Source organism: Streptomyces sp. NPDC043854 (genome assembly GCF_056436005.1).
Window position 1 is genome coordinate 1 of the sequence record NZ_JBWKDK010000040.1, and the last position, 20,538, is coordinate 20,538.

At 71.1% G+C, this 20,538-nt stretch carries 17 protein-coding genes; 3 read left to right on the forward strand and 14 right to left on the reverse strand.

Annotated features, from left to right (window positions below; translation table 11 throughout):
- Positions 1-149: 149 nt before the first annotated feature.
- From galE to AC068A_RS28395, 9 genes are all read right to left on the reverse strand, one after another.
- Positions 150-1,151, reverse strand: coding sequence for a UDP-glucose 4-epimerase GalE (galE, locus tag AC068A_RS28355; RefSeq protein WP_478589097.1), 1,002 nt, complete (start codon positions 1,149-1,151; stop codon positions 150-152).
- 62 nt (positions 1,152-1,213) lie between these two features.
- Positions 1,214-2,833 (reverse strand): glycosyltransferase family 2 protein, encoded by a 1,620-nt coding sequence (locus tag AC068A_RS28360; protein ID WP_478589098.1) that lies wholly within the window; start codon positions 2,831-2,833, stop codon positions 1,214-1,216.
- A 76-nt stretch (positions 2,834-2,909) separates the two neighbouring features.
- A complete protein-coding gene (gene obgE / locus AC068A_RS28365) occupies positions 2,910-4,355 on the reverse strand; it encodes a GTPase ObgE (protein WP_478589099.1) in 1,446 nt (481 codons plus the stop codon).
- Between the two features lie 167 nt (positions 4,356-4,522).
- Complete coding sequence (gene rpmA / locus AC068A_RS28370) at positions 4,523-4,777, reverse strand: 50S ribosomal protein L27 (RefSeq protein WP_008738950.1); 255 nt, start codon at positions 4,775-4,777, stop codon at positions 4,523-4,525.
- 14 nt (positions 4,778-4,791) lie between these two features.
- Positions 4,792-5,112 carry a 50S ribosomal protein L21 gene (gene rplU, locus AC068A_RS28375; protein ID WP_114057537.1) on the reverse strand — a complete coding sequence of 107 codons (321 nt, stop codon included), beginning with the start codon at positions 5,110-5,112 and terminating at the stop codon, positions 4,792-4,794.
- Positions 5,113-5,313: 201 nt separating this feature from the next.
- Positions 5,314-5,922: a barstar family protein gene (locus AC068A_RS28380; protein ID WP_478589100.1), complete on the reverse strand. Its 609-nt coding sequence runs from the start codon at positions 5,920-5,922 to the stop codon at positions 5,314-5,316.
- A 103-nt stretch (positions 5,923-6,025) separates the two neighbouring features.
- Positions 6,026-10,132 (reverse strand): Rne/Rng family ribonuclease, encoded by a 4,107-nt coding sequence (locus AC068A_RS28385; RefSeq protein ID WP_478589101.1) that lies wholly within the window; start codon positions 10,130-10,132, stop codon positions 6,026-6,028.
- A 234-nt stretch (positions 10,133-10,366) separates the two neighbouring features.
- The gene (locus AC068A_RS28390; RefSeq protein ID WP_478589102.1) at positions 10,367-11,149 is read right to left on the reverse strand and encodes a TIGR03936 family radical SAM-associated protein; all 783 of its coding nucleotides are present in this window, start codon (positions 11,147-11,149) and stop codon (positions 10,367-10,369) included.
- A 227-nt stretch (positions 11,150-11,376) separates the two neighbouring features.
- A complete protein-coding gene (locus tag AC068A_RS28395) occupies positions 11,377-12,108 on the reverse strand; it encodes a hypothetical protein (RefSeq protein WP_478589103.1) in 732 nt (243 codons plus the stop codon).
- Between the two features lie 198 nt (positions 12,109-12,306).
- On the opposite strand from AC068A_RS28395, the gene AC068A_RS28400 reads away from it, so the two are divergent.
- The 3 genes from AC068A_RS28400 (at position 12,307) to AC068A_RS28410 (ending at position 17,174) form a co-directional block, all read left to right on the forward strand.
- Positions 12,307-13,866 carry a recombinase family protein gene (locus AC068A_RS28400; RefSeq protein ID WP_478589151.1) on the forward strand — a complete coding sequence of 520 codons (1,560 nt, stop codon included), beginning with the start codon at positions 12,307-12,309 and terminating at the stop codon, positions 13,864-13,866.
- Between the two features lie 503 nt (positions 13,867-14,369).
- Positions 14,370-15,323 carry an AAA family ATPase gene (locus AC068A_RS28405; RefSeq protein WP_478589104.1) on the forward strand — a complete coding sequence of 318 codons (954 nt, stop codon included), beginning with the start codon at positions 14,370-14,372 and terminating at the stop codon, positions 15,321-15,323.
- A 1,014-nt stretch (positions 15,324-16,337) separates the two neighbouring features.
- Entirely contained in the window at positions 16,338-17,174 is an 837-nt protein-coding gene (locus tag AC068A_RS28410) for a recombinase family protein (protein ID WP_478589105.1), read from the forward strand.
- Positions 17,175-17,195: 21 nt separating this feature from the next.
- Here AC068A_RS28410 and AC068A_RS28415 read toward each other — a convergent pair whose 3' ends face one another.
- The 5 genes from AC068A_RS28415 to AC068A_RS28435 form a co-directional block, all read right to left on the reverse strand.
- Positions 17,196-18,050, reverse strand: a complete 855-nt coding sequence (locus tag AC068A_RS28415) for a hypothetical protein (RefSeq protein ID WP_478589106.1) — start codon at positions 18,048-18,050, stop codon at positions 17,196-17,198.
- Positions 18,031-18,936: an aldo/keto reductase gene (locus AC068A_RS28420; protein ID WP_478589107.1), complete on the reverse strand. Its 906-nt coding sequence runs from the start codon at positions 18,934-18,936 to the stop codon at positions 18,031-18,033. Before AC068A_RS28420 ends, AC068A_RS28415 begins: the two co-directional genes overlap by 20 nt.
- Positions 18,933-20,120, reverse strand: coding sequence for a cupin domain-containing protein (locus AC068A_RS28425; protein ID WP_478589108.1), 1,188 nt, complete (start codon positions 20,118-20,120; stop codon positions 18,933-18,935). Before AC068A_RS28425 ends, AC068A_RS28420 begins: the two co-directional genes overlap by 4 nt.
- A 14-nt stretch (positions 20,121-20,134) precedes the next feature.
- Entirely contained in the window at positions 20,135-20,272 is a 138-nt protein-coding gene (locus tag AC068A_RS28430; protein WP_164543625.1) for a hypothetical protein, read from the reverse strand.
- A gap of 75 nt (positions 20,273-20,347) precedes the next feature.
- On the reverse strand, positions 20,348-20,500 hold the full coding sequence (locus tag AC068A_RS28435; protein WP_478589109.1) for a hypothetical protein: 153 nt from the start codon (positions 20,498-20,500) through the stop codon (positions 20,348-20,350).
- Between the last annotated feature and the right edge of the window lie 38 nt (positions 20,501-20,538).

Here is a 20,538-nt window from a genome sequence, read left to right on the forward strand (position 1 = left end):
GTTTCTTGTTCTGGGAGCGCAGAGCGCCCCCGCCCCCCCCTCCCTCCCCCTGACACGGACGCAGCCGCCCGCCCCCTTCGCTACAGGGGGCGGGCGGCTTCGTCCGTACAGGGCGGCTTCGTCCGTACGGCAGACGGGCCCGAGGCCGCTCAGCGCTCCCCGTGGTGCGGGGCGCCCTTGCGGTTGGCCTCCCAGCCCGCCCAGGCCGAGGTGATCATCTCGCGGACGTCGTGCTTGGCCTTCCAGCCCAGCTCCGCGTGGATCTTGTCGGCCGAGGCCACGACCTTCGCCGGGTCACCGGGACGGCGCGGCACGACCACCGGCTCGTGGTCGTGTCCGGTGCCCTCGTTCAGCAGCAGGGCCATCTCCCGCACGGAGACGCCCTCACCGCGGCCGATGTTGACCGTGAGGTCGCGGTGGTCCCCGGCGGCCGCCCACTCGGCGAGCTTGCGGGCCGCGGCCACGTGGGCCTCGGCCAGGTCCTCGACGTGGATGTAGTCGCGGATGCAGGTGCCGTCCGGGGTCGGGTAGTCGTCGCCGAAGATGCGGGCGCCCTCGCCGGAGTCGAACCGCTGGAAGACCATCGGGACCAGGTTGAAGACGCCGGTGTCCGCGAGCTCGGGGGCGGCGGCGCCCGCCACGTTGAAGTAGCGCAGGCAGGCCGTCGAGATGCCGTGCGCCTTGCCGGCCGCGCGGACCAGCCACTCGCCGGCGAGCTTGGTCTCGCCGTACGGGCTCAGCGGCGCGCACGGGGTCTCCTCGGTGACGAGGTCCACGTCGGGCATGCCGTACACGGAGGCGGAGGAGGAGAAGAGGAAGTTCCGTACGCCGGCCTCGGCCACGGCACCCAGCAGGACCTGAAGGCCCTCCACGTTCTCGTGGTAGTAGTACAGCGGCTTCTCGACGGACTCGCCGACCTGCTTCTTGCCCGCCAGGTGCACCACGCCCGTGATCTTGTGCTCGCGGATGGTCTCGTCCAGGACCAGCCGGTCCAGGACCGAGCCGATCACCAGCGGGACGCCCTCCGGGACACGGTCCTCGTTGCCCGTGGACAGGTCGTCGAGGACGACGACCCGCTCCCCGGCCTGCTGCATCGCGCGGACGACGTGCGAGCCGATGTAGCCGGCGCCACCGGTGATCAGAAAGGTCATGCGTTTCTCCTGAGTGCGTTTCCGTTGATCTGGGCGGCGGTCCGCCAGGCCGCCTGCCGTCTTCATCCCGCCGCGCGGCCTGCCCGGACCCGGTGAAGACGACTGCGTACGAGGCTCAGCGCGCCCGCAGCGCCCGGCGCGAGCCGCAGTGCCAGGGAACCCCCGGCCGTGCGGAACGGCTGCGCCAGCAGAACACCGTACCTGCTGCTGAGCAGCGCCCTGCGGCGGAGCAGACCGTCGAGGGGGCGCGGGGAGGTGGCCAGGGAGCTCCCGTCGGCACAGTCCACGCCCACCTGCACGCTCCAGGCCTGCATGCCGCGCCGGCCCTGGCGGCGCCCGGCGGCGGCCACGGCCGTCAGGTGGAACGGCAGCTCGCAGGTCCAGCCGCCGCCGTCCGCGGCGGGCCGCAGCTCCACCGGCCGGTCGAGCACCGGCTCGCCGCCCGAGCGGGGCAGGTAGCTCAGCCGGGCGGTGCGCGGCCCGGCCTGCGCGAGGCGCCCGTACAGGTCGTGCACCCGCAGCCGCAGGCCGCCGGAACCGGCGGGCCCGGCATCGATGGTGACGGGCAGGTCGGCGACCGGGAGCCCGTCCAGCCCGTCGAGGGGGACCGGGAGCTCCTCGCTCCACACGGGCCCGCCGCCGGGGCCGGTCGCGTACGGGGGCAGCAGCCGCGGCGGCTCGGCGGCGAACCGGGTGAGCCGGTCGACGTCGGCGGGCGGGACGGGGGTGGCCCGCAGCACGCGCACGATCCAGCGGGCGTGGGCACCGGCGGCCTCGACGGCGGCGGCCTCGAAGGTGTCCAGGTAGTCGCGGGTGAGGGTCCACCAGGCGGCCTGGTACTCGGGGTCGGTGCCGAGTTCACGCAGGTACATGCGCAGGTCGTACTCGAGGAACTTCACCTGGCAGGCGCGGCCCAGCTCCGGGGAGGAGTCGGCGAGGATCCGGTGGGCGGTGCGGTGGGCCTCGATCCGGGAGCGCCAGTTGGAGACGTCCTTGCGGTCGAGGGAGATCGACACCTGGGCGGCGCTGCGGCGCACGTGCCAGACGTAGACGAGGTCGCCGATGACCGCGATGCGGGGGGCGGCGGCCAGGACGCGCGCCGTGAAGACGAAGTCCTCGTAGACGAACCGGCCGTCGGGGAAGCGGATCGCGTGCTTCTCCAGGAAGGACCGGTCGTACAGCTTGTTGACGCAGAGCGTGTCGCGGACCAGCTCGGGCCGACCGGCCGGCCGGTCGACGACGTCACCCGGGGTGTACAGCCCGGGCACCCACGGCGTGTCCTGGTACTGCGGCAGCTCGCGGCGTACGCAGGCGCCGACGGTCACCGGCGCGCGGTGCTCCTCGGCGGCCCGCAGGAGGGCCTCGGCCGCCCCGGGGGGCAGCACGTCGTCGCTGTCGAGGAACATGACGTACGGGGAGGTCGCGACCGCGATGCCGTCGTTGCGGGGGGTGCCGCACCCGCCGCTGTTCTCCGTGCGGTGCACGACCTTGAGGCGGGGGTGGACGGCGGCCAGCTCGTCGAGCACCCGGTCGGTGCCGTCGGACGAGGCGTCGTTGACGGCGATGACCTCGGCGACGACCGGGCCCTGGGCGAGTGCCGAGGTGACGGCCTCGCCCACGAGCTCGGCGTCGTTGTACGCGATCACGACGACGGAGACGCTGGGAGGAAGGGTGCTGCTCACCCGTGGATCCTAGGCGACCGGGGTAAACATCACCTCAATACCGCCGCCTCCGCCGAAGGATCGACGAAAGGGCAGGTCAGAAGGGCCGGAATTCGTCGTACTCCTGCTGCACGTGGTCCTTGCGGCGGGCGTCCTTGTCCTTGCGGCGCTGCGCGGCCGGGCGCGGGGCCTCCATGCGGTGGTCCTCGCCGCGGCGGCCGAGCATCTCGGCGCCGGCCATCATCGACGGCTCCCAGTCGAAGACGACCGCGTCCTCCTCGGAGCCGATGGCGACGCCGTCGCCGGCGCGGGCGCCGACCTTCAGCAGTTCGTCCTCGACGCCCAGGCGGTTGAGGCGGTCGGCCAGGTAGCCCACGGCCTCGTCGTTGTTGAAGTCGGTCTGGCGGACCCAGCGCTCCGGCTTCTCGCCGCGCACCCGGTACACGCCCTCGGCCTCGTCGAAGGTGACGGTGAAGCCGGTCTCGTCGACGGCCTTCGGGCGGATGACGATACGGGTCGCCTCCTGCTTCGGCTTGCGGGCGCGTGCCTTGGCGACGACCTCCGCGAGGAAGTAGGACAGCTCCTTCAGGCCGGTGCGGGCGACCGCGGACACCTCGAAGACCTTGTAGCCGCGCGCCTCCAGGTCAGGGCGGATCATGTCCGCGAGGTCCTGGCCGTCCGGGATGTCGACCTTGTTGAGGACGACGAGCCGCGGCCGGTTCTCCAGGCCGCCGCCGTACTGCTTGAGCTCCTCCTCGATGACGTCGAGGTCGGAGGCGGGGTCGCGGTCGGACTCCAGGGTGGCGGTGTCCAGGACGTGCACGAGGACCGAGCAGCGCTCGACGTGCCGCAGGAACTCCAGGCCCAGGCCCTTGCCCTGGCTGGCGCCCGGGATCAGGCCGGGGACGTCGGCGATCGTGTACACGGTCGAGCCGGCGGTGACGACGCCCAGGTTCGGGACGAGCGTGGTGAACGGGTAGTCCGCGATCTTCGGCTTGGCGGCGGAAAGCACCGAGATCAGCGAGGACTTGCCGGCGCTGGGGAAGCCGACGAGGGCCACGTCGGCGACGGTCTTGAGCTCCAGCACGATGTCGCCGGCGGCTCCGGGGACGCCGAGGAGCGCGAAGCCGGGGGCCTTGCGGCGGGCGGAGGCGAGCGCGGCGTTGCCGAGGCCGCCGCGGCCGCCCTCGGCGGCGACGTAGGTGGTGCCCTGGCCGACGAGGTCGGCGAGGACGTTGCCCTGCTTGTCCAGGACGACGGTGCCGTCCGGGACCGGCAGGACGAGGTCCTGGCCGTCCTTGCCGGAGCGGTTGCCGCCCTCGCCGGGCTTGCCGTTGGTGGCCTTGCGGTGCGGGCTGTGGTGGTAGTCCAGCAGGGTGGTGACCGACTGGTCGACGACCAGGATCACGTCGCCGCCGCGGCCGCCGTTGCCGCCGTCGGGACCGCCGAGCGGCTTGAACTTCTCCCGGTGCACGGAGGCGCAGCCGTGGCCTCCGTTACCCGCGGCGACGTGCAGCTCGACGCGGTCCACGAAGGTGGTCATGGTTGTTCCTCCAGATACAGACGGGATGTCCCGGACAGGCCTTGCTGTCCCATTAAACGTGTGTACGTACAAACGCGCCGAGGGCGGACCTCTCTTCCCGGCGCCTGCCGGGAAGAGCTGGGATCCGCCCTCGGTAAGTTACGAACGCTTGATCAGCAGGAGCTGGATCAGGCGGCCGGAACGATGTTCACGACCTTGCGGCCACGGTGGGTGCCGAACTGCACCGCGCCGGCCTGCAGGGCGAACAGCGTGTCGTCGCCACCGCGGCCGACACCGGCGCCGGGGTGGAAGTGCGTGCCGCGCTGGCGGACGAGGATCTCACCAGCGGAAACGACCTGACCGCCGAAGCGCTTCACGCCGAGCCGCTGGGCATTGGAATCGCGACCGTTCCGGGTGGACGATGCGCCCTTCTTGTGTGCCATTGCTCAGTCCCTCTTTACTTCGCGGCCGACGGGATGGACGTGACCTTGATCGCCGTGTACTGCTGACGGTGACCCTGGCGACGGCGGTAGCCGGTCTTGTTCTTGTAGCGCAGGATGTCGATCTTGGCGCCCTTGGTGTGGTCCACGACCTCGGCCTGGACCTTGATGCCCGCCAGGACCCACGGGTCGCTGGTCACGGCGTCGCCGTCGACCACGAGCAGGGTCGAGAGCTCGACCGTGTCGCCAGCCTTGGCGGTGGAAATCTTGTCAACCTCAACGATGTCGCCGACAGCAACCTTGTGCTGGCGACCACCGCTGCGCACGATGGCGTACACGCGGATCTCTCTCTCGCTCGCGATGGAACCCCTGAAGCCAGCCGCTCCCCGCCGAATGCAGGACGGCCTCCCCCGCGCCGCTCGGCGGCCCGGGAGGTGAGGTGCTCAGTGGCTGGCGTGCACGTAGACACGCCGACGGTCAAGATTACGGGGCGGGGTTTCAGAGGTCAAACCGGGCCCCGAGCCGCTTGGACTACTGCGTCACGGCCGCCAGACCGCGAGGTCCAGGGCCACGGTGAGGAACCCGCCTCCGGTCTCGACCACGACGTCCGGATTCGCGATCGGGGCGGCGAACTCCTCCGCCTCCACCTCGTCGAGCAGGAAGACGAAGTGCTCGATCACCACGGGGCGGTCCCGGGGATCACCGTCGGGGTCTTCCTCCGTGTTGGCGCGGTCCGCCGCCAGGCAGAGCATGGTCACGAAGACCTGGAGATCCTCCGCCCCGAGGAGGACGTCGGCGCCGTGGACGACGACCACGATGCCCACCCCGCCGGTCGCGTGGTCGTGCAGGTCGTCGAGGCAGTCGACCAGCGCGTCCCAGTTGCGGCCGAAGTAGCCGGGAAAGCCGAGTGCGGCCGCGAAGGCGTCGCACGTGCTCGCCATGTCGGTCAGGTCCCGGGCCTGCAGGTGGTACACCCGGCCGCCCCGGGCCTGCAGGGCCTCGGCCTGCTCGGCGAACGCCGGCGCGTCACGCGGCCCGAACACCACCCACGGTGTCACCGGCCGGCTCAGGTCGAACGGGACGCGGGTGAGCACCTCGGTCGGCTCGGTCTTCCGGCCATGCCCGTCCCGCATGGGGAACCGCTCCATGCCTGCTGTGCCTCCTCTTTTCGCTCCCGTGTGCACGTGCGGGTGCGGGTACGGGACTGCCCCGGCCCCCGTGCGGGGGCCGGGGCAGTCCCGGTGACGCGGATCAGGCGTCGGCGTCGGCAGCGGACGGAGCGGGCTCCGCCGCGGCGGCCTTCTTCGTCGCCTTCTTGGCCGTCGTCGTCTTCTTCGCCGTCGTCTTCTTGGCGGCGGTCTTCTTGGCCGTCGTCGTCTTCTTCGCGGCGGCCTTCTTCGCCGGCGCCTTCTTGGCCGCCGTCTTGCGGACCGTCTTCTTGGCCGGGGCGGCCTCCTCGGACGGAGCCTCCGCCTCGGCCTCGGACACCGCTGCCGGCTCGGCCGCTGCCGCGGGCTCGGGCTCGGCCGGGGCCGCCTCGACCACCAGGACCGCTGCCTCCGCGCCCGCCGGGGATCCGGCCGGAGCGGTGGCCTTGCGGGTGGCGCGGCGCCGCGGACGGGCCGGTGCGGCGGCCTCCGCCGGAACCTCGACAACCAGAGCCTCGACGACCGGGGCCTCGGCAGCCGGGGCCTCGGCCTCGACAGCCTCCTCCTCGGGCGCCTCGACCGCCACGGCCTCGGCGGCCGGTGCCTCCGGCTCGGGCTGCGGCTCCGGCTCGGCCACGACGGCCGGCTCCGGCTCCACGGCCGGCGCGGTCGCCTTGCGGGTGGCGCGGCGGCGCGTACGGCCCTTCGGCGCAGCCTCCTCGGCCACCGGGGCGGGGGCGGCCTCGACCGTCTCCGCCGCGGCCACGGCCTCGGCGACAGCCTCGGCAGCCGGCTCCAGGACCGTGTCGGCGGGCTCGGTGACCGGCTCGGCCTCCACCTCGACCACCGGGACCGGGGCCGGGGCCTCGACCGGGACGGCCTCGGCCGCGGGCGCGGCAGCGGCACGCGGGGCGCCCGCCGCTGCGGTCGCCTTGCGGGTGGCACGGCGGCGGTTGCGACGGCCGCTGATGCCGGCCGCCGCGGCCTCCGCCTCGGCCGCGCTGCTGTAGAGCTCCTCGTCCGGGGCGAACGCCGGCTCGGGCAGCGCCACCGGCACGGCGAGCTCGGCGGCCACCTCTGCCTCGGTCTCCACCTCGGCAGCGGCCTCCGGCGCCTCGGTCGCAACGGCCTCGACCTCGTGCTCGTGGCCGCGGCCGCCGCGGCGCTTGGCCCGCTTGCCGCCGTTGCCGGCCGTGGTGGCCGTGTCCATGTGCACGAGCACACCGCGCCCGTTGCAGTGGACGCAGGTCTCGGAGAAGGACTCCAGCAGACCCTGGCCGACCCGCTTGCGGGTCATCTGGACCAGGCCCAGCGAGGTCACCTCGGCGACCTGGTGCTTCGTACGGTCGCGGCCCAGGCACTCCAGCATCCGCCGCAGAACCAGGTCGCGGTTGGACTCCAGGACCATGTCGATGAAGTCGACGACGACGATGCCGCCCAGGTCGCGCAGCCGCAGCTGGCGCACGATCTCCTCGGCCGCCTCCAGGTTGTTCCTGGTGACGGTCTCCTCGAGGTTTCCGCCCTGGCCGGTGAACTTGCCGGTGTTGACGTCGATGACGACCATCGCCTCGGTCTTGTCGATCACGAGGGAGCCGCCGGAGGGCAGCCACACCTTGCGGTCGAGCGCCTTGGCGAGCTGCTCGTCGATCCGGTACGTCGCGAAGACGTCGACCTCGGAGGTCCAGCGCTGGAGCCGGTCGGCCAGGTCCGGGGCCACGTGCGAGACGTAGCCGTGGATGGTCTCCCAGGCGCCGTCACCGCTGACGATGACCTTCGAGAAGTCCTCGTTGAAGATGTCGCGCACGACGCGGACGGTCATGTCCGGCTCGCCGTACAGCAGGCTCGGCGACGAGGTCGTGATCTGCTTCGACTTCTTCTGGATGTCCTCCCACTGGGCCTGGAGACGCTCGACGTCGCGGCGCAGCTCCTCCTCGCTCGCGCCCTCGGCGGCGGTGCGCACGATGACGCCCGCGTCCTCGGGGACGATCTTCTTGAGGATGCTCTTCAGGCGCGCGCGCTCGGTGTCGGGCAGCTTGCGGCTGATGCCGGTCATCGAGCCCTCGGGCACGTAGACCAGGTAGCGGCCGGGCAGCGAGACCTGGCTGGTCAGGCGGGCGCCCTTGTGGCCGATCGGGTCCTTGGTGACCTGGACGAGCACGGACTGGCCGGACTTCAGGGCGGACTCGATGCGGCGCGGCCCGTTGGCCAGGCCGAGGGCCTCGAAGTTGACCTCGCCGGCGTACAGGACCGCGTTGCGGCCCTTGCCGATGTCGATGAAGGCGGCCTCCATGGACGGCAGCACGTTCTGGACCTTGCCCAGGTAGACGTTGCCGACGTACGAGGTGGCCTCTTCCTTGTTGACGTAGTGCTCGACGAGCACGTTGTCCTCGAGGACGCCGATCTGGGTGCGCTCGCCGCTCTGGCGGACGACCATCACGCGCTCGACGGCCTCGCGGCGGGCCAGGAACTCGGCCTCGGTGATGATCGGCACGCGGCGGCGGCCCTGCTCGCGGCCCTCCCGGCGGCGCTGCTTCTTCGCCTCCAGGCGGGTCGAGCCCTTGATGGACTGGACCTCGTCGGAGGACTCGGCCTTCTCGCGGGCGGGGCGGGGCTCGCGGACCTTGACGACGGTGCGCACGCCGTCCTCGTCGGTGGCCTCGGTCTCCACGACCGCGTCACCGGAGCGGCGGCGACGGCGGCGGCGGCGACGGCTGGAGCTGGTGCCGAGGGCACCGGCCTCGTCGGCCTCGGCCTCCTCGTATTCCTCCTCCTCGTCCTCCTCGGCGGGCTCGGCCTCTTCCTCGGCGGTCTCGTCGAAGTCGGCGGCCTCACCGCGGCGGCGGCGACGGCCACCACGGCGGCGGCGGCGCGAGGGGCGCTCGCCGGATTCGTCGGCCTCTTCCTCCAGGAGCTCGGCGGCCTCGGCCGCGGGCTCCTCCTCGGCGAGCTCGGCGGACGGCGCCTGCGGCGCGGCCTCGTCGAAGTCGGCGGCCTCACCGCGGCGGCGGCGACGGCGGCGGCCGGCCGGCCGCTCGGCGGGGGCCTGGACGGCCTCGGCCTCGACCTCGGCGGTGAGCTCGGCCTCTTCCTCGGCCTCTTCCTCGGCCAGGGCCTCGGCGCGGGCGGCCGCGGCGGCGAGGGCGGCGGTCTCCGGGGTCTGGAACATCGGCTCGGTGAAGACCGGGGCCTGGAACACCGGCACGGCAGGGCGCGTGACGCGGCGGGCGCGGGCCGGGGCGGCGGGCTCCTCGGTCGCGGCCTCCGGCTCGGCGGGGGCGGCCGGGGCAGCCGGGGTGGCGGCGCGGGTGACCCGGCGGCGGCCGCGCTTCGGGGCGTCGACGGCGTCGGCGACGGTGAACGCGGGGGTGGCGGCGGCCTTGGGGGCCTTGGGGGCCTCCTCCTCGGCCACGGTCTCGGCAGCCGGGGCCTCCACGACCGGGGCGGCGGCGGCACGGGTGGCACGGCGGCGCGTACGCGGCGCCGGAGCAGCCGGCTCCTCCGCAACCGGAGCCTCCACCGGGGCGGTCTCGACGACCACCGGGGCCTCGGCGGCGGCAGCCACCGGAGCAGAGGCGGCACGGGTGGCGCGACGGCGGGTACGCGGCGCGGGGGCGGCCGGCTCCTCCGCAACCGGAGCCTCCACCGAGGCGGTCTCGACGACCACCGGGGCCTCGGCGACCGGCGCGGCAGCAGCACGGGTGGCACGGCGGCGGGTACGCGGCGCCGGAGCAGCCGGCTCCTCCGCAACCGGAGCCTCCACCGGGGCGGCGGCCTCCGCAACGGGAGCCTCGGCAGCCGGAGCGGATGCGCCGCGCGTGGCGCGACGGCGGGTACGCGGCGCGGAGGCGGCCGGCTCCTCGGCAACCGGAGCGGGCTGCACAGCCGGCGCCTCCACGACGACCGGGGCTGCGGCCTCGGCCGGAACCTCGGCGGCAGGCGCGGAAACGGTGCGCGTCGCGCGGCGGCGCGGCCGGGCGGGGGTGGAGCTCGGGGCGGCTTCCGCGGCGGGAGCGGCGGCGGCCGGAGCGGCCTCGGCCGGAGCGGCCTCGGCCGGAGCCTCGGCGGCGGCCTCGACGGCGGTCGCGCCGGGCGGACCGGCCGGCCGCGACGCGGCACGGCGGCGCCTGCGCGGAGGCAGGTTGTCGCTCGGGCTGCCGTTGTCGATGCCGGCCGCGGTGGTGTTGTTGTTGTTGTTTTCGTTGTCGAGCATGCGGGCGGTTCTCCCGTCACGCTCCCGGGCTCCGCGGCTGACATCCGGTCCGGCGCGGCTCCGCACTGTCGGTGCGGGTCCGGCCTCCGGGGCGCGTTCGCCACACGGGAGCTGTAGTCCATGGCCGCCGGTTCCGTACGCCTTGTCCGTACGGCCTGGCGGAAGTCTTCAGGTCAGTGCGCTGCCCGACCCAGGTGGCTCCCGAGTGCCAGGGCGGCGCGGCAACGGCGTTCCCTACGCGGCGGGACCTTCCGGCGCCTTCGCGTCGGCCGTCACGGCGGCCGTGGGTGGAGCGGCCGTGTCGGCGTCGCGGTCGGGCGCGAGCGGGTCGGTCACCGTGCCGGACTCCTCGTCGAAGAGCCCCTGCGCCAGCCTGGTCACCGCTGCGGGGACCGGCGGCGCCAGGTCGGCCACAGCTCGGAGACCGGACAGGACGTCGTCGGGTCGAACGGCAGGTGTCAGATGCCGAACAACCAGCCGCAGTATCGCACAGGCATTGTCCGGCGTCCTATCAGCGGGGACCGGAAGGACCTCGAGGGTCGCAACGGCCCCGCGCGTGTCGAAGGTGCGCATGCCGTTCTTGGTGCGGCGCTGCACCTCGACCGTGTCGGCGGCGAGGTAGGTCTCCGCCGCGCGGGCGGCGTCGGCGGTGTCCACGCCGTCCAGGCGCAGCTCCCACACGGAGGCGGTGAGCCGGTCCGCGAGCCCGGAGGTGCGGGCCTCGACGGCGTCGATGATGTCGAGGCCGACGGGCATCGACTCGTCGAGCAGCTCACGGAGCTTCGCCGGGTCGCGGTGCTCGGTGAGTGCGATCTCCAGGTACTCGGCCTCGCTGCCGGTGCCGGTCGGTGCGGCGTTCGCGTAGCTGACGCGCGGGTGCGGAGTGAAGCCGGCCGAGTAGGCCATGGGCACCTCGGCACGGCGCAGGGCGCGCTCGAACGCGCGCTGGAAATCCCGGTGGCTGGTGAACCGGAGGCGGCCGCGCTTGGTGTAGCGCAGTCGGATGCGCTGTGCCACCGGTGCGGGGGGCGGGCCTTCGGGCTGTCGCTTGCCCAGTGGTTCTTCTCCTTGTGCGGGGCGGCGCGGCTCGCGCGCAGCCCTGAGGTCCGGTGAGCCTGCGGGCGGTGCCGTGCCCTCCGGCTCACCCCTGCCAGGTGTGCAGGGAGCGCTCGGGGGCGGGCACGCGGCCCAGGCTTCGTACTACCCAGAGTACGCGCCCGTGACCTCGCCGGTTCCCGGGGCGGTCAACCGAGGAGGGCCCGCCGCACCTCGGCGCGGACCTGCCGTACGGTCGCCCGGACGGTGCGCCAGGCGTCGCGCAGGACGTGCCCGACGGGGGTGAGCACGTACCGGTACACCTGCGCGCAGGGCCACACGACCAGCACCCGGCCCACCAGTGCGATCCCCCGCCACAGGGCCTTCACGATCCGCCCGGCCACCTGCCAGGCCCACAGGATCAGCTGCCCGAGCGGCGCGAGCAGATACCGGTGGACCGTGCGCGCCAGCCAGGCGACGGCGATCCCGATCGGCCGCAGCAGGTACCGGTAGACCCCCAGCCCGACGGGTACGAGCACATAACGCCAGGTAGCGGTGCTTGCCCAGGCGATGCCCAGCCCGATCGGCCGGAGCAGCCACCGGTAGAGCGCCCGCCCGACCGGGGACAGCAGGTACGCGTACAGCACCCGCCCCACCGGCGCGAGGACGTACCGCCACAGCCCCGCCCACGGCCAGACGAACACCAGCTTGAGCAGGACGGTCAGCACCCACCCGATTCCGCGGAACAGCGGTTCGAGGACGTGGCTCCACAGCGGCCCGAGGACGTGCCGGTGCACGGCCCGGCCGAAGGCGGCGAGCAGGTCCCAGACCACCCGTACGGGCAGCACGATCAGCACCGCCACCACCTTGGCGGGGATCCGCAGCACACCCACGAGGCAGCCGTCGCCCTGCCCGGAGGGTGGCCGTTTGTCGAGTTCCATGCAGGTAAGGACACGCGAAAGCCCCCCGCCGTTGCACCGGCGGGGGGCTTTCGCGCGCGAACCCGGACTACTTGACGACCGTCAGCGGCAGCAGCTTCTTGCCCGTGGGGCCGATCTGGATGTGCGTGTCCATCTGAGGCCAGAAGGATACGGGTCCAAATCCATCGTGTACTGTCCGCCTCCGTGAAGACGTACGACATAGAGACCGAGTGGACCGCCGCAGACCTGGCCCTTCTGGAGGACCTGAAGAGGGCGGAGGCGCTGCTCCCCGAGGACGCTCCCCGAGCCCTGCTCTCCATCCGCCTGTCTGTACTTACGGACGACACTACGTCGCCAGTGCGGCAGGAGCTCGACCTCCGCCTACTCGCCAGGGAGAAGGGGTACCGCGTCGTCGGCGTCGCCTCGGACCTCAACGTGTCGGCGACGAAGGTTCCGCCGTGGAAGCGGAAGGCACTCGGCGAGTGGCTCAACAACCGCGCCCCCGAGTTCGATGCTCTGCTCTTCTGGAAGCTCGACCGTTTCATCCGGCGCATGACGGATCTCTCGACCATGATCGAGTGGTGCGAGCGGTACGGGAAGAACCTGGTCTCGAAGAACGACGCGATCGACCTCGGTACGACTGTCGGCCGGATCATGGTCACTCTCATCGGCGGCATTGCCGAGATCGAGGCGGCGAACACCTCCACTCGCGTCACGTCGCTGTGGGACTACACGCGGACTCAGGATGCATGGCTTGTCGGTAAGCCTGCGTACGGCTACGCCACGACGAGGATCAACGGAAAGCCTGCCCTTGCGATCGTGCCCGACGCACACAAGGCGCTGCACTGGGCTCGCCGCATGGCGCTGCGAGGAGTGTCCGCCCGACGCATGGTCCTGTGCATCGTCCGCGCCGGACTCATGTCGGCAGGTCTCACCCCGTCGACTCTCCTCCGTCGCCTCCGAAACCCAGCGCTCATGGGGTACCGAGTCGAGGAGAACAAGCAGGGCGGGAAGCGGCGGAGCAGGATCGTCCTGGGCAACGACGGCAAGCCGATACGGGTCGCTCCTCCGATCTTCACTCCCGAGGAGTTCGAGACCCTCCAAGCGGCACTCGACCGCCGAAGCAAGAACCAGCCTGCCCGGCAGACAGGCGGAGCCACGCAGTTCCTCGGCGTACTGATCTGCGTCGACTGCACGACCAACATGACCGTGCAGAAGACGAGCCACAAGGGCAGGGACTACGCATACCTGCGCTGCGGCGAGTGCAAGAGCGGAGGACTCGGCGCACCCAACCCCCACGGCGTGTACGACGCGGTTGTGAGCGATGTCCTCCGGGTCCTCGGGGACTTCCCTGTACAGGTCCGGGAGTACGCGCGAGGGGCTGAGGCTCGCGCCGAGGTGAAGCGCCTCGAAGAGGCGATCGCGTACTACATGACCGAGCTCGAACCGGGAGGCCGCTACACAAAGACGCGGTTCACTCGGGAGCAGGCTGAGAAGGCACTCGACAAGCTCACGGATGAACTGAACGCCATCGACCCCGAGACCACGCAGGACCGGTGGACTCTCGTCCACAACGGGAAGACGTTCCGGGAAGTGTGGGAAGCGGGCGGCATGGAAGCCATGGGGGAGGATCTACGCCGAGTCGGCATCACATGCGAGGTGACTCGAACGAAGGTCAAGGGCGTACGCGCTCCGTCCGTGCACCTCCGCTTGAAGATCCCTCGCGACGTGCGCGAACGTCTCGTCATCAAGAACGACGACTTCGCCGCGAAACTCTGAGGAGAGGAAGCAGGGGGCGGGAGATCACTCCCGTCCCCGGCTTGACGGCTGAACGTCCCTCCGTGTAGGAAGATCCCTCCCGCTCCTTCATGGAGCGGACACCGTAGCTCCCGCTGCTCGGACGGCGGTAGAGCTGGCCACGGGAAAGGGGCCGCCATCCCGAGGGGCTGGCAGGGGAGGCAGGAGCACCCCGAGCGCGAACGGTACGCGCGACTTCCACTCACTCGCCGAGGCGCAGCTACGCGCTGTCCTTTGGCCGCCGCCAGGAGGTCGCATCCCTTGAGCATCACGATCGAAATCGTCTGGACCTGCGAGGTCTGTGCGTCCCCCCTCATCGACGGAGAGACTCACGCCTGCGGCACCACTGAGGCCACCGCCTGAACCATCCCTGTTCCCCCCTGACCGAAGCGCAGAGAAGAAGGGAGGCACATGCGCCCGCCATCCGGCGGGGGTCATCGGCGCACGCTGCGCCACACAGGAAGCAGGAAGGACGGCCACCCCCTTTGGGAGCCATCAAGGACAAGGGGCGCAAGCTCCAGCAGATCGACCGCGTCTCGTACGACGAGTCGTTCCTCATCGGCGATCTCCTCACCAACCGCATCACGATCCTCGCCGGGGAGCCGAAGGCAGGGAAGACCCTGCTGTCCGCTGGCATGGTCACCGCCCTGGTGAACGGAGAAGAGGAGTTCCTCGGTCAGCCTGTGCACCGGCAGATGCGGCACGTCGTGTTCGGCCTCACCGACGACGGAGCGGAAGAGGAACTGAAGGAGCGCCTGCACGGCGCCGTGCCCGACGACGCGGTAACCGTCTTCCCCGTGGAGCACACCGGAGAGCCCGGCTACTGGGAAGGCATCCTGGACGACCTGATCTCCATCGGCGCCGACCTGTTCGTCCTGGACAACGTCGTCGGCTCCCTCGCCTCCGGGGAAGACATCGCCTCATCCGTCACCGCACAGCGCGTCATCGACAGCCTGAAGCCCATCAGCAGGGCGGGCATCCCCATACTCGTCGTCACCCACACCCCCAAGGGGACAGGGGAAGGGATGACCACCGCGTCATCTCCCATCGGCGGGCGGGCGATGGCCGGCGGGGCTCGCGGCGTGATCGTGCTCCGCAAGTCTCACAAGGGGCGACGTATCCAGACCGCCACCAACCGAGCACGGGAAGACCTGGACTTCCCCGTCACCGTGCACCGCGCCAGCGCGGACAGCGAGGTACCCGTCTGGGGACGGGGCGAGACCAACCTGAGCAGGGTCACACTCACCAAAGCCAAGGACTGGAAGACCGAGATCACGGCACTGATCGTCGATGACCAGCCGGAAGCGATGGCCATGGGCAAGCTCGCCGCACGGTACGCCCCCAAGGTGGGCAGGAGCGCCAACACGATCAGGCTCGAACTCGGCCAGCTCGTCCGCTACGACGCGGGGCGCTGGTGCGCCACAGCCGAGAGAACCTGACCGAGTGATGATGATGGCGCTGCCCCCTTATAGGTAGCGTCATCATCATCAGCCCTACCTCGCTCCGCTCGGCAAGCCTCGCTCCTCCTTCTACTTACGTAAGTACGTCAGTCCTCTGACACTGGCGGCCTACGGCCGACCAGCACACAGACCACTGGAGAACTGCCAAGCCCGAAGCCTGCCAGCGGCGAGGGGTAAGCCACAGGTGCGGCCCCCCTGAAAGGGGCCGCAACAGCGGGAAGCCACCTACGTACTTACGTACGTCCGGGCAGCGGCGAAGAGATGAAGAGGTAAGGAGCAAGGGGCTACGAGGAGTGGGCGGCGGAGCCGCCGCAACGGGAAGACCCTTACGGCAAGACTCGAAAGCCCTCATTCTTGTGCAGCCCTTCGCCGTCGCCTCAAGCCTGGCGAGCGCTCCCACCTGCTACTTCTTCGCCGCTGCCTTACCTTGCCGCTGCCCTGACGAGGTCTGAAACCGTGGCAGGATCTGAGCTGCTAAGACAGGGCGGTCGCGGCTTTCGTGTTCAGGGGGTCATACCCCCACCCCTTCGCCGTCGCCTCGTACGTCTCGGCTGTCCGCTTCGCCGTCACCCTGGCAGGCGTGAGCCCTGTCCTTCCCTTCGCCGTTGGCAGGCTTGCCCGTGCCGGATGGCAGGCGAACGGCTGTGCGTCTCCGTGAGTGGCCGACAGGCCGCGCGACTCACGAGGAGATGAGAGCGAAGCGACAGGCAGGGAGAGAGGGCACAGCCTCACGGCGAGGCAGGCATGGCAGAGGGCAAGCCCAAGGCAGGGCGCACCAGCGCCCCTCTTCGAAGGTGTCGAGCACGAGCACCAGGACCACGGGCAACGCGGAGAGTGATCGCGACAGGTCGTCGCACAATCCCTCGGATGAACGAAAGCGCGACACCATCCGGGCCATGTCCGTTTCGCCCCTCGTTGGCTGTCGCGTAATCCGTCGCACAACATCAACCCGCCGCTTGCGTTGCGCGACACGTTTATGCGACAGTCCCGATCATGACCACGAACACCACGTCGGCCGAACAGGTCGAACGTCACGCCTGTCCCAAGTGCGAAGCCCCTGCCGGTAGCCCCTGCCGGACGGGAGCGGGCAAGGTGGCAGCGAACTACCACACGGGCCGCTTCACCCTCGTGTCGTCACTGAAAGCGGAACTCACGGTGAAGACCCCGGCCGACCGCAACCCCGGCAAGCGGTGGGTGCAGGGTGAGCCCGTGCCCGTGGTGGCCGAAGCGGTACCGGGCGCGGCCATCAGACTCGGCTATGCCAGGTGCTCTACCGCAGGGCAGGAACTCCAGTCCCAGTTGGACATGCTGGCCCGAGCCAACTGCACCCGAGTCTTCTCCGAGAAGATCAGTAGCCGGGTGAAGGAACGGCCCGAACTTGAGAAGGCGCTCACCCTCGCGCGGGAGTTCCGGGCAGCCGCGCCCAACCAGCCCGTGATCCTGACCGTGTGCGAGATGAAGCGTCTCGCCCGGAACGCGGCAGAGCTCATGACCTTGTCTTCCACCCTGCAAGCAGACGGCATCCAACTGGAACTCCTCTCCGGCCCGCTCACGGGCGTGTACGACCCGAACGGGGCGGGAGCCATCGTGTTCGCCGTCCTGGCCGTGGCCGCCGAAGTGGAGCGGGAAGGCATCCGAGAGAAGACCATGGAAGGACTGGAGTCCGCAGCCCGTCAGGGCCGTCACGGTGGACGCCCGACCGTGGTCGATGACGACAAGCTGGCCATAGCCCGCGCCCGGCGCGACAAGGGGGAGAGCGTCACGGCCATCGCCAAGGCGCTGGGGATGCACCGCGCCACCTTGTACCGGCACCTCAGTGAGAGCGCCTGAGACAGGCGTACAGGGGCGCAGTCAGGCGTTCACCTCTGAGTGCACCGGGACGGGCGGGCACACTCCGGTGAGCGCCTCCGCGCGGGCGACAAGGTGGGGCGCAAGGTCGGGGTACCAGCCACGGGCTACCGCTTGCAGCATCTCGGCCAGGGCTGCGAGTTCCCCGATTCGGCCGGCGGGGGTGTCGAGGATCGGCGCGAACTCCTTGCGGATGCGGGCGGCTACGTCGGGAACAAGCAGGCTGTTGGCGTGGAGGAGTCCCGCGTCATAGCCAAAGGGCACCCGTCCCCACCGCTCCCAGTCCAGCAGGCACAGGGGCGCGGCGGTGAGGTTGCCCCAGTGCAGGTCACCGTGACCGGTCACCCGCTCCACCTTGGCGGGGGCAGGGATGCCGAGGAACTGGGGGAAGGCTCGTTCGATCCACCCGTCCCGCACGGTTGCCTTCACTCCCTCGGCTTCAGCGAGCAGGGCCAGGGCTTGGCGAAGGTCCGCCCACCACTCGTCAGGCAACCCCGGGTCGTGGTCGATGTCGGCCCGGTCCGGGGACACGATGGGTTGCGTGAGGTAGTCCAGGACTTCCGACTCGAAGGCCCACTCGCCGTCAGTCCAGTCATGCACTGCGTACAGGTGGGGGCGGGGCACGCCGTCAGGCACCAGCTCCGAGGCGCCGACGATGCCTTCCCCCGCCTTCCTGCCCGCGTTCCTCTTCGCTGTCCGGCTGACCCGTAGCCACCGGTCCCCCGCTCGGCGTCCGAGAGTGACACCGAGGAAGCCCCACGCCAGCGGCCCCGTGCAGGTGAGGCCCAGTGCCTTGGCCGCCCGGTCGTGGGCGGCCTCCATCAGGGCCTGCACCTCCTCATTCACCGGCGAGTTCATCCGTCACCCTCCTGAGTTCCTGGGCCGTCAGCGGCGCAGCCAGAGCCTTGGCCACATCGTCCCAGTGCTCGCGGGTGCTCGCGGAGGTGAGGACGACATCGAGGCCGGGGCACGAGCCAGCGGCCAGCAGGGCAGCGGCTGCGGCCGACAGGCCGGGGCGGATGAGGTTCACCAGTTCGGGTGTCATGGCGCCAAGGAGTTCGCCCCCGTGCAGGGGCGCGGAGCCGAACGTGATCAGCCCCTCGTCCTTTGCCTGTACCAGCGGTCCGCCGCCGTTCAGGGCCTGTGTGATCGGGGCATCCATGATCAGGCTGACGGGCATTTGCAAGCCCGTGAAGTGGTGCTCGGCGGAACCCGCCGCCTGCCGGGCCAGCGTGAGCAACTCGGGCACGCTGAACGCTCCGGAGGTCAGGCCCGACCATGTGGCGACGCCGTACCCGCCGATCCTGCCCGCATGGGCGAACTCCTCCAGCGTCGTGAAGGCTTCCCGTACACGCCCGTGCAGAGCGGCACGGTCAAGGCCGTGCCCGTGGTGCTCGGGGTTGTGCACGAACACCAGGTCCACGCGCCCGAGCGCGGCCAAGGAACGCTCCGTCTGCCAGCGGATGAAGCCCCGTTCAAGGCTGTGCCTACCGGCCGCCTCTTCCCGGGTGAGCACTCCCTCAGCCAGGGCGGTACGGCCTTGCTCCTCCGTGAAGAACCCCGTCTTCGTGGCTACCCGCACGGTCGGGTACTCCCCGAGAACCGGGCGCAGCTCCTCATGCGCCAGACCACGGGCGTAGTTGGGTGCCGTGTCCACCCAGGGGCTACCGGCGGCCAGGGCGGTGCGTGCCGCCTGACTGACGGCACGCACGCGGTATGTCCCCAGGCAGAGCGCGGCGGTCACAGCGCCGTCCCCACGACTGCGACGGCGTGGCCGTCGATAAGGACGGAGACCAGTTCGGCCACCTCCTTGACCTCAAGCCCGGCGGAGTCAGCCATCTCCCCCAGCGTGGTCGGCTGGTTGGTCAGCAGCGTGCCCAGCGCGGGCGCGGCGGACTCGGCGAAGTCCCACGCGGTACCGGCCGCCGAGAAGGTGACCGTGCCCTGTTCGCGGTTCGCCGTCAGGCGCCCCCTCGGAGCGGTGAGCTTGACCGTGATCTCTCCCCGTGCGGGGAGCCCGTCCACGTAGGGCAGGGACGGAATCGCGTGGCCCAGGTCCGTCGTGTCGATCGACTCCGCCCACCGCTCCACGAGGCGGGGGTCCGCCATCATGTCGGCCACCTCACGGCGTACGGCGTCGATGAAGTCCGACTGTTCCGTCAGTGAGCCGAAGCGCGGGATGTCCCTGCGGAGCGCGAGGGACGCCCGGAGCTGATCGACGACCCACAGCATCAGGTCAGCGCCCGTGTGCGGGACCATCCCGAAGGTGAGGTGAAGGGATTCTGTCCCCTGATCGGCGGTGACCGCGTGCCACCAGCCGCGCGGCAGGTAGAGCACGTCACCCGGGGACAGAACGAGGTCCGCCACCGGGTCACCCTCCGGTTCCTCCGGCGACTCCACGTCCCGGAAGGTGGGCGCCTCACGGGTCATCCCCCACAGGCGCCACCGCTTCGAGCCGTGCAGTTGGACCACCACCACATCGTGGTCGTCCCAGTGCCGGCCGAAGCCCTCCCGCTCGGTCCACGAGGCATACACGTTCGCCTGCACGGAAGTCCCGAGGAAGCGCTCCAGCCCCTCCGCAGCCGCCCCCACAGCGGGGTGGATCTTCTCCGCCGCATCGAGGACCAGCGACGCCCCGTCCCTGAGCTGGGCATGGAAGTCGGACGGCTGGATGCGGGACCAGGTGACCGCGCGGCGGTTCGTGGTCGGGATCGCGTAGCGGTGCAACGGGACCATCTCGCCGTCGACCGACAGGCGCAGCCGGGGCGGCTCCAGCCGCTGAGTGGCAATGATCCGGTTCAGGTCGTCCCAGGAGAACAAGCCCGCCGTGTCGGCGACTCCGGGGAAGTGCGCGTAGGAGCGGTGGTACGTCTGGGCGAGGAACGTGTCCCCGCCCAGACGCCCCGCCCACGAGGCTGCATCAAGCAACGTGGGCGCTCCCGTCAGTCGTTGCCGTCGGAACGGCCACTGCTGACGTCCGACTCCTGCTCGGCGCGGGTGCGCGCGGCCACGATCTTCCGCTTCGCGACGAGCAGGCCACCCCCCTCGGGGGTCACCGAAGTGGTGTTCTCTTCCACCATCGGACTACCTCTCTTCTCGGGAACTCCCACCGGGAATCCGGCAGGAAGCAAAGGGGACAGCAACGAGCGCGGCGGTCACCGGATCGCAAGAGTTCCGGCGAGGAGCAGGACCAGGCCGCCGAGGATCATCGCCAGGTAGAGCGGCCCCGCGTACTGGCCGAAGCGGCGCAGCACCCACCGCCCTAAGCCGGACATCACGCCGCCCCGGGCGACAGACGCCCCGTGCATCGAGGACACCCACACGGCGGGTACTTGGTCGGCGAACC

Coding starts and splice junctions, on each gene's coding strand:
- galE (WP_478589097.1), bottom strand. CDS start 1,151: ATGACCTTTCTGATCACCGGTGGCGCCGGCTACATCGGCTCGCACGTC.
- obgE (WP_478589099.1), bottom strand. CDS start 4,355: ATGACCACCTTCGTGGACCGCGTCGAGCTGCACGTCGCCGCGGGTAAC.
- rpmA (WP_008738950.1), bottom strand. CDS start 4,777: ATGGCACACAAGAAGGGCGCATCGTCCACCCGGAACGGTCGCGATTCC.
- AC068A_RS28380 (WP_478589100.1), bottom strand. CDS start 5,922: ATGGAGCGGTTCCCCATGCGGGACGGGCATGGCCGGAAGACCGAGCCG.
- AC068A_RS28385 (WP_478589101.1), bottom strand. CDS start 10,132: ATGCTCGACAACGAAAACAACAACAACAACACCACCGCGGCCGGCATC.
- AC068A_RS28395 (WP_478589103.1), bottom strand. CDS start 12,108: ATGGAACTCGACAAACGGCCACCCTCCGGGCAGGGCGACGGCTGCCTC.
- AC068A_RS28410 (WP_478589105.1), top strand. CDS start 16,338: ATGACCACGAACACCACGTCGGCCGAACAGGTCGAACGTCACGCCTGT.
- AC068A_RS28415 (WP_478589106.1), bottom strand. CDS start 18,050: ATGAACTCGCCGGTGAATGAGGAGGTGCAGGCCCTGATGGAGGCCGCC.
- AC068A_RS28430 (WP_164543625.1), bottom strand. CDS start 20,272: ATGGTGGAAGAGAACACCACTTCGGTGACCCCCGAGGGGGGTGGCCTG.
- AC068A_RS28435 (WP_478589109.1), bottom strand. CDS start 20,500: ATGCACGGGGCGTCTGTCGCCCGGGGCGGCGTGATGTCCGGCTTAGGG.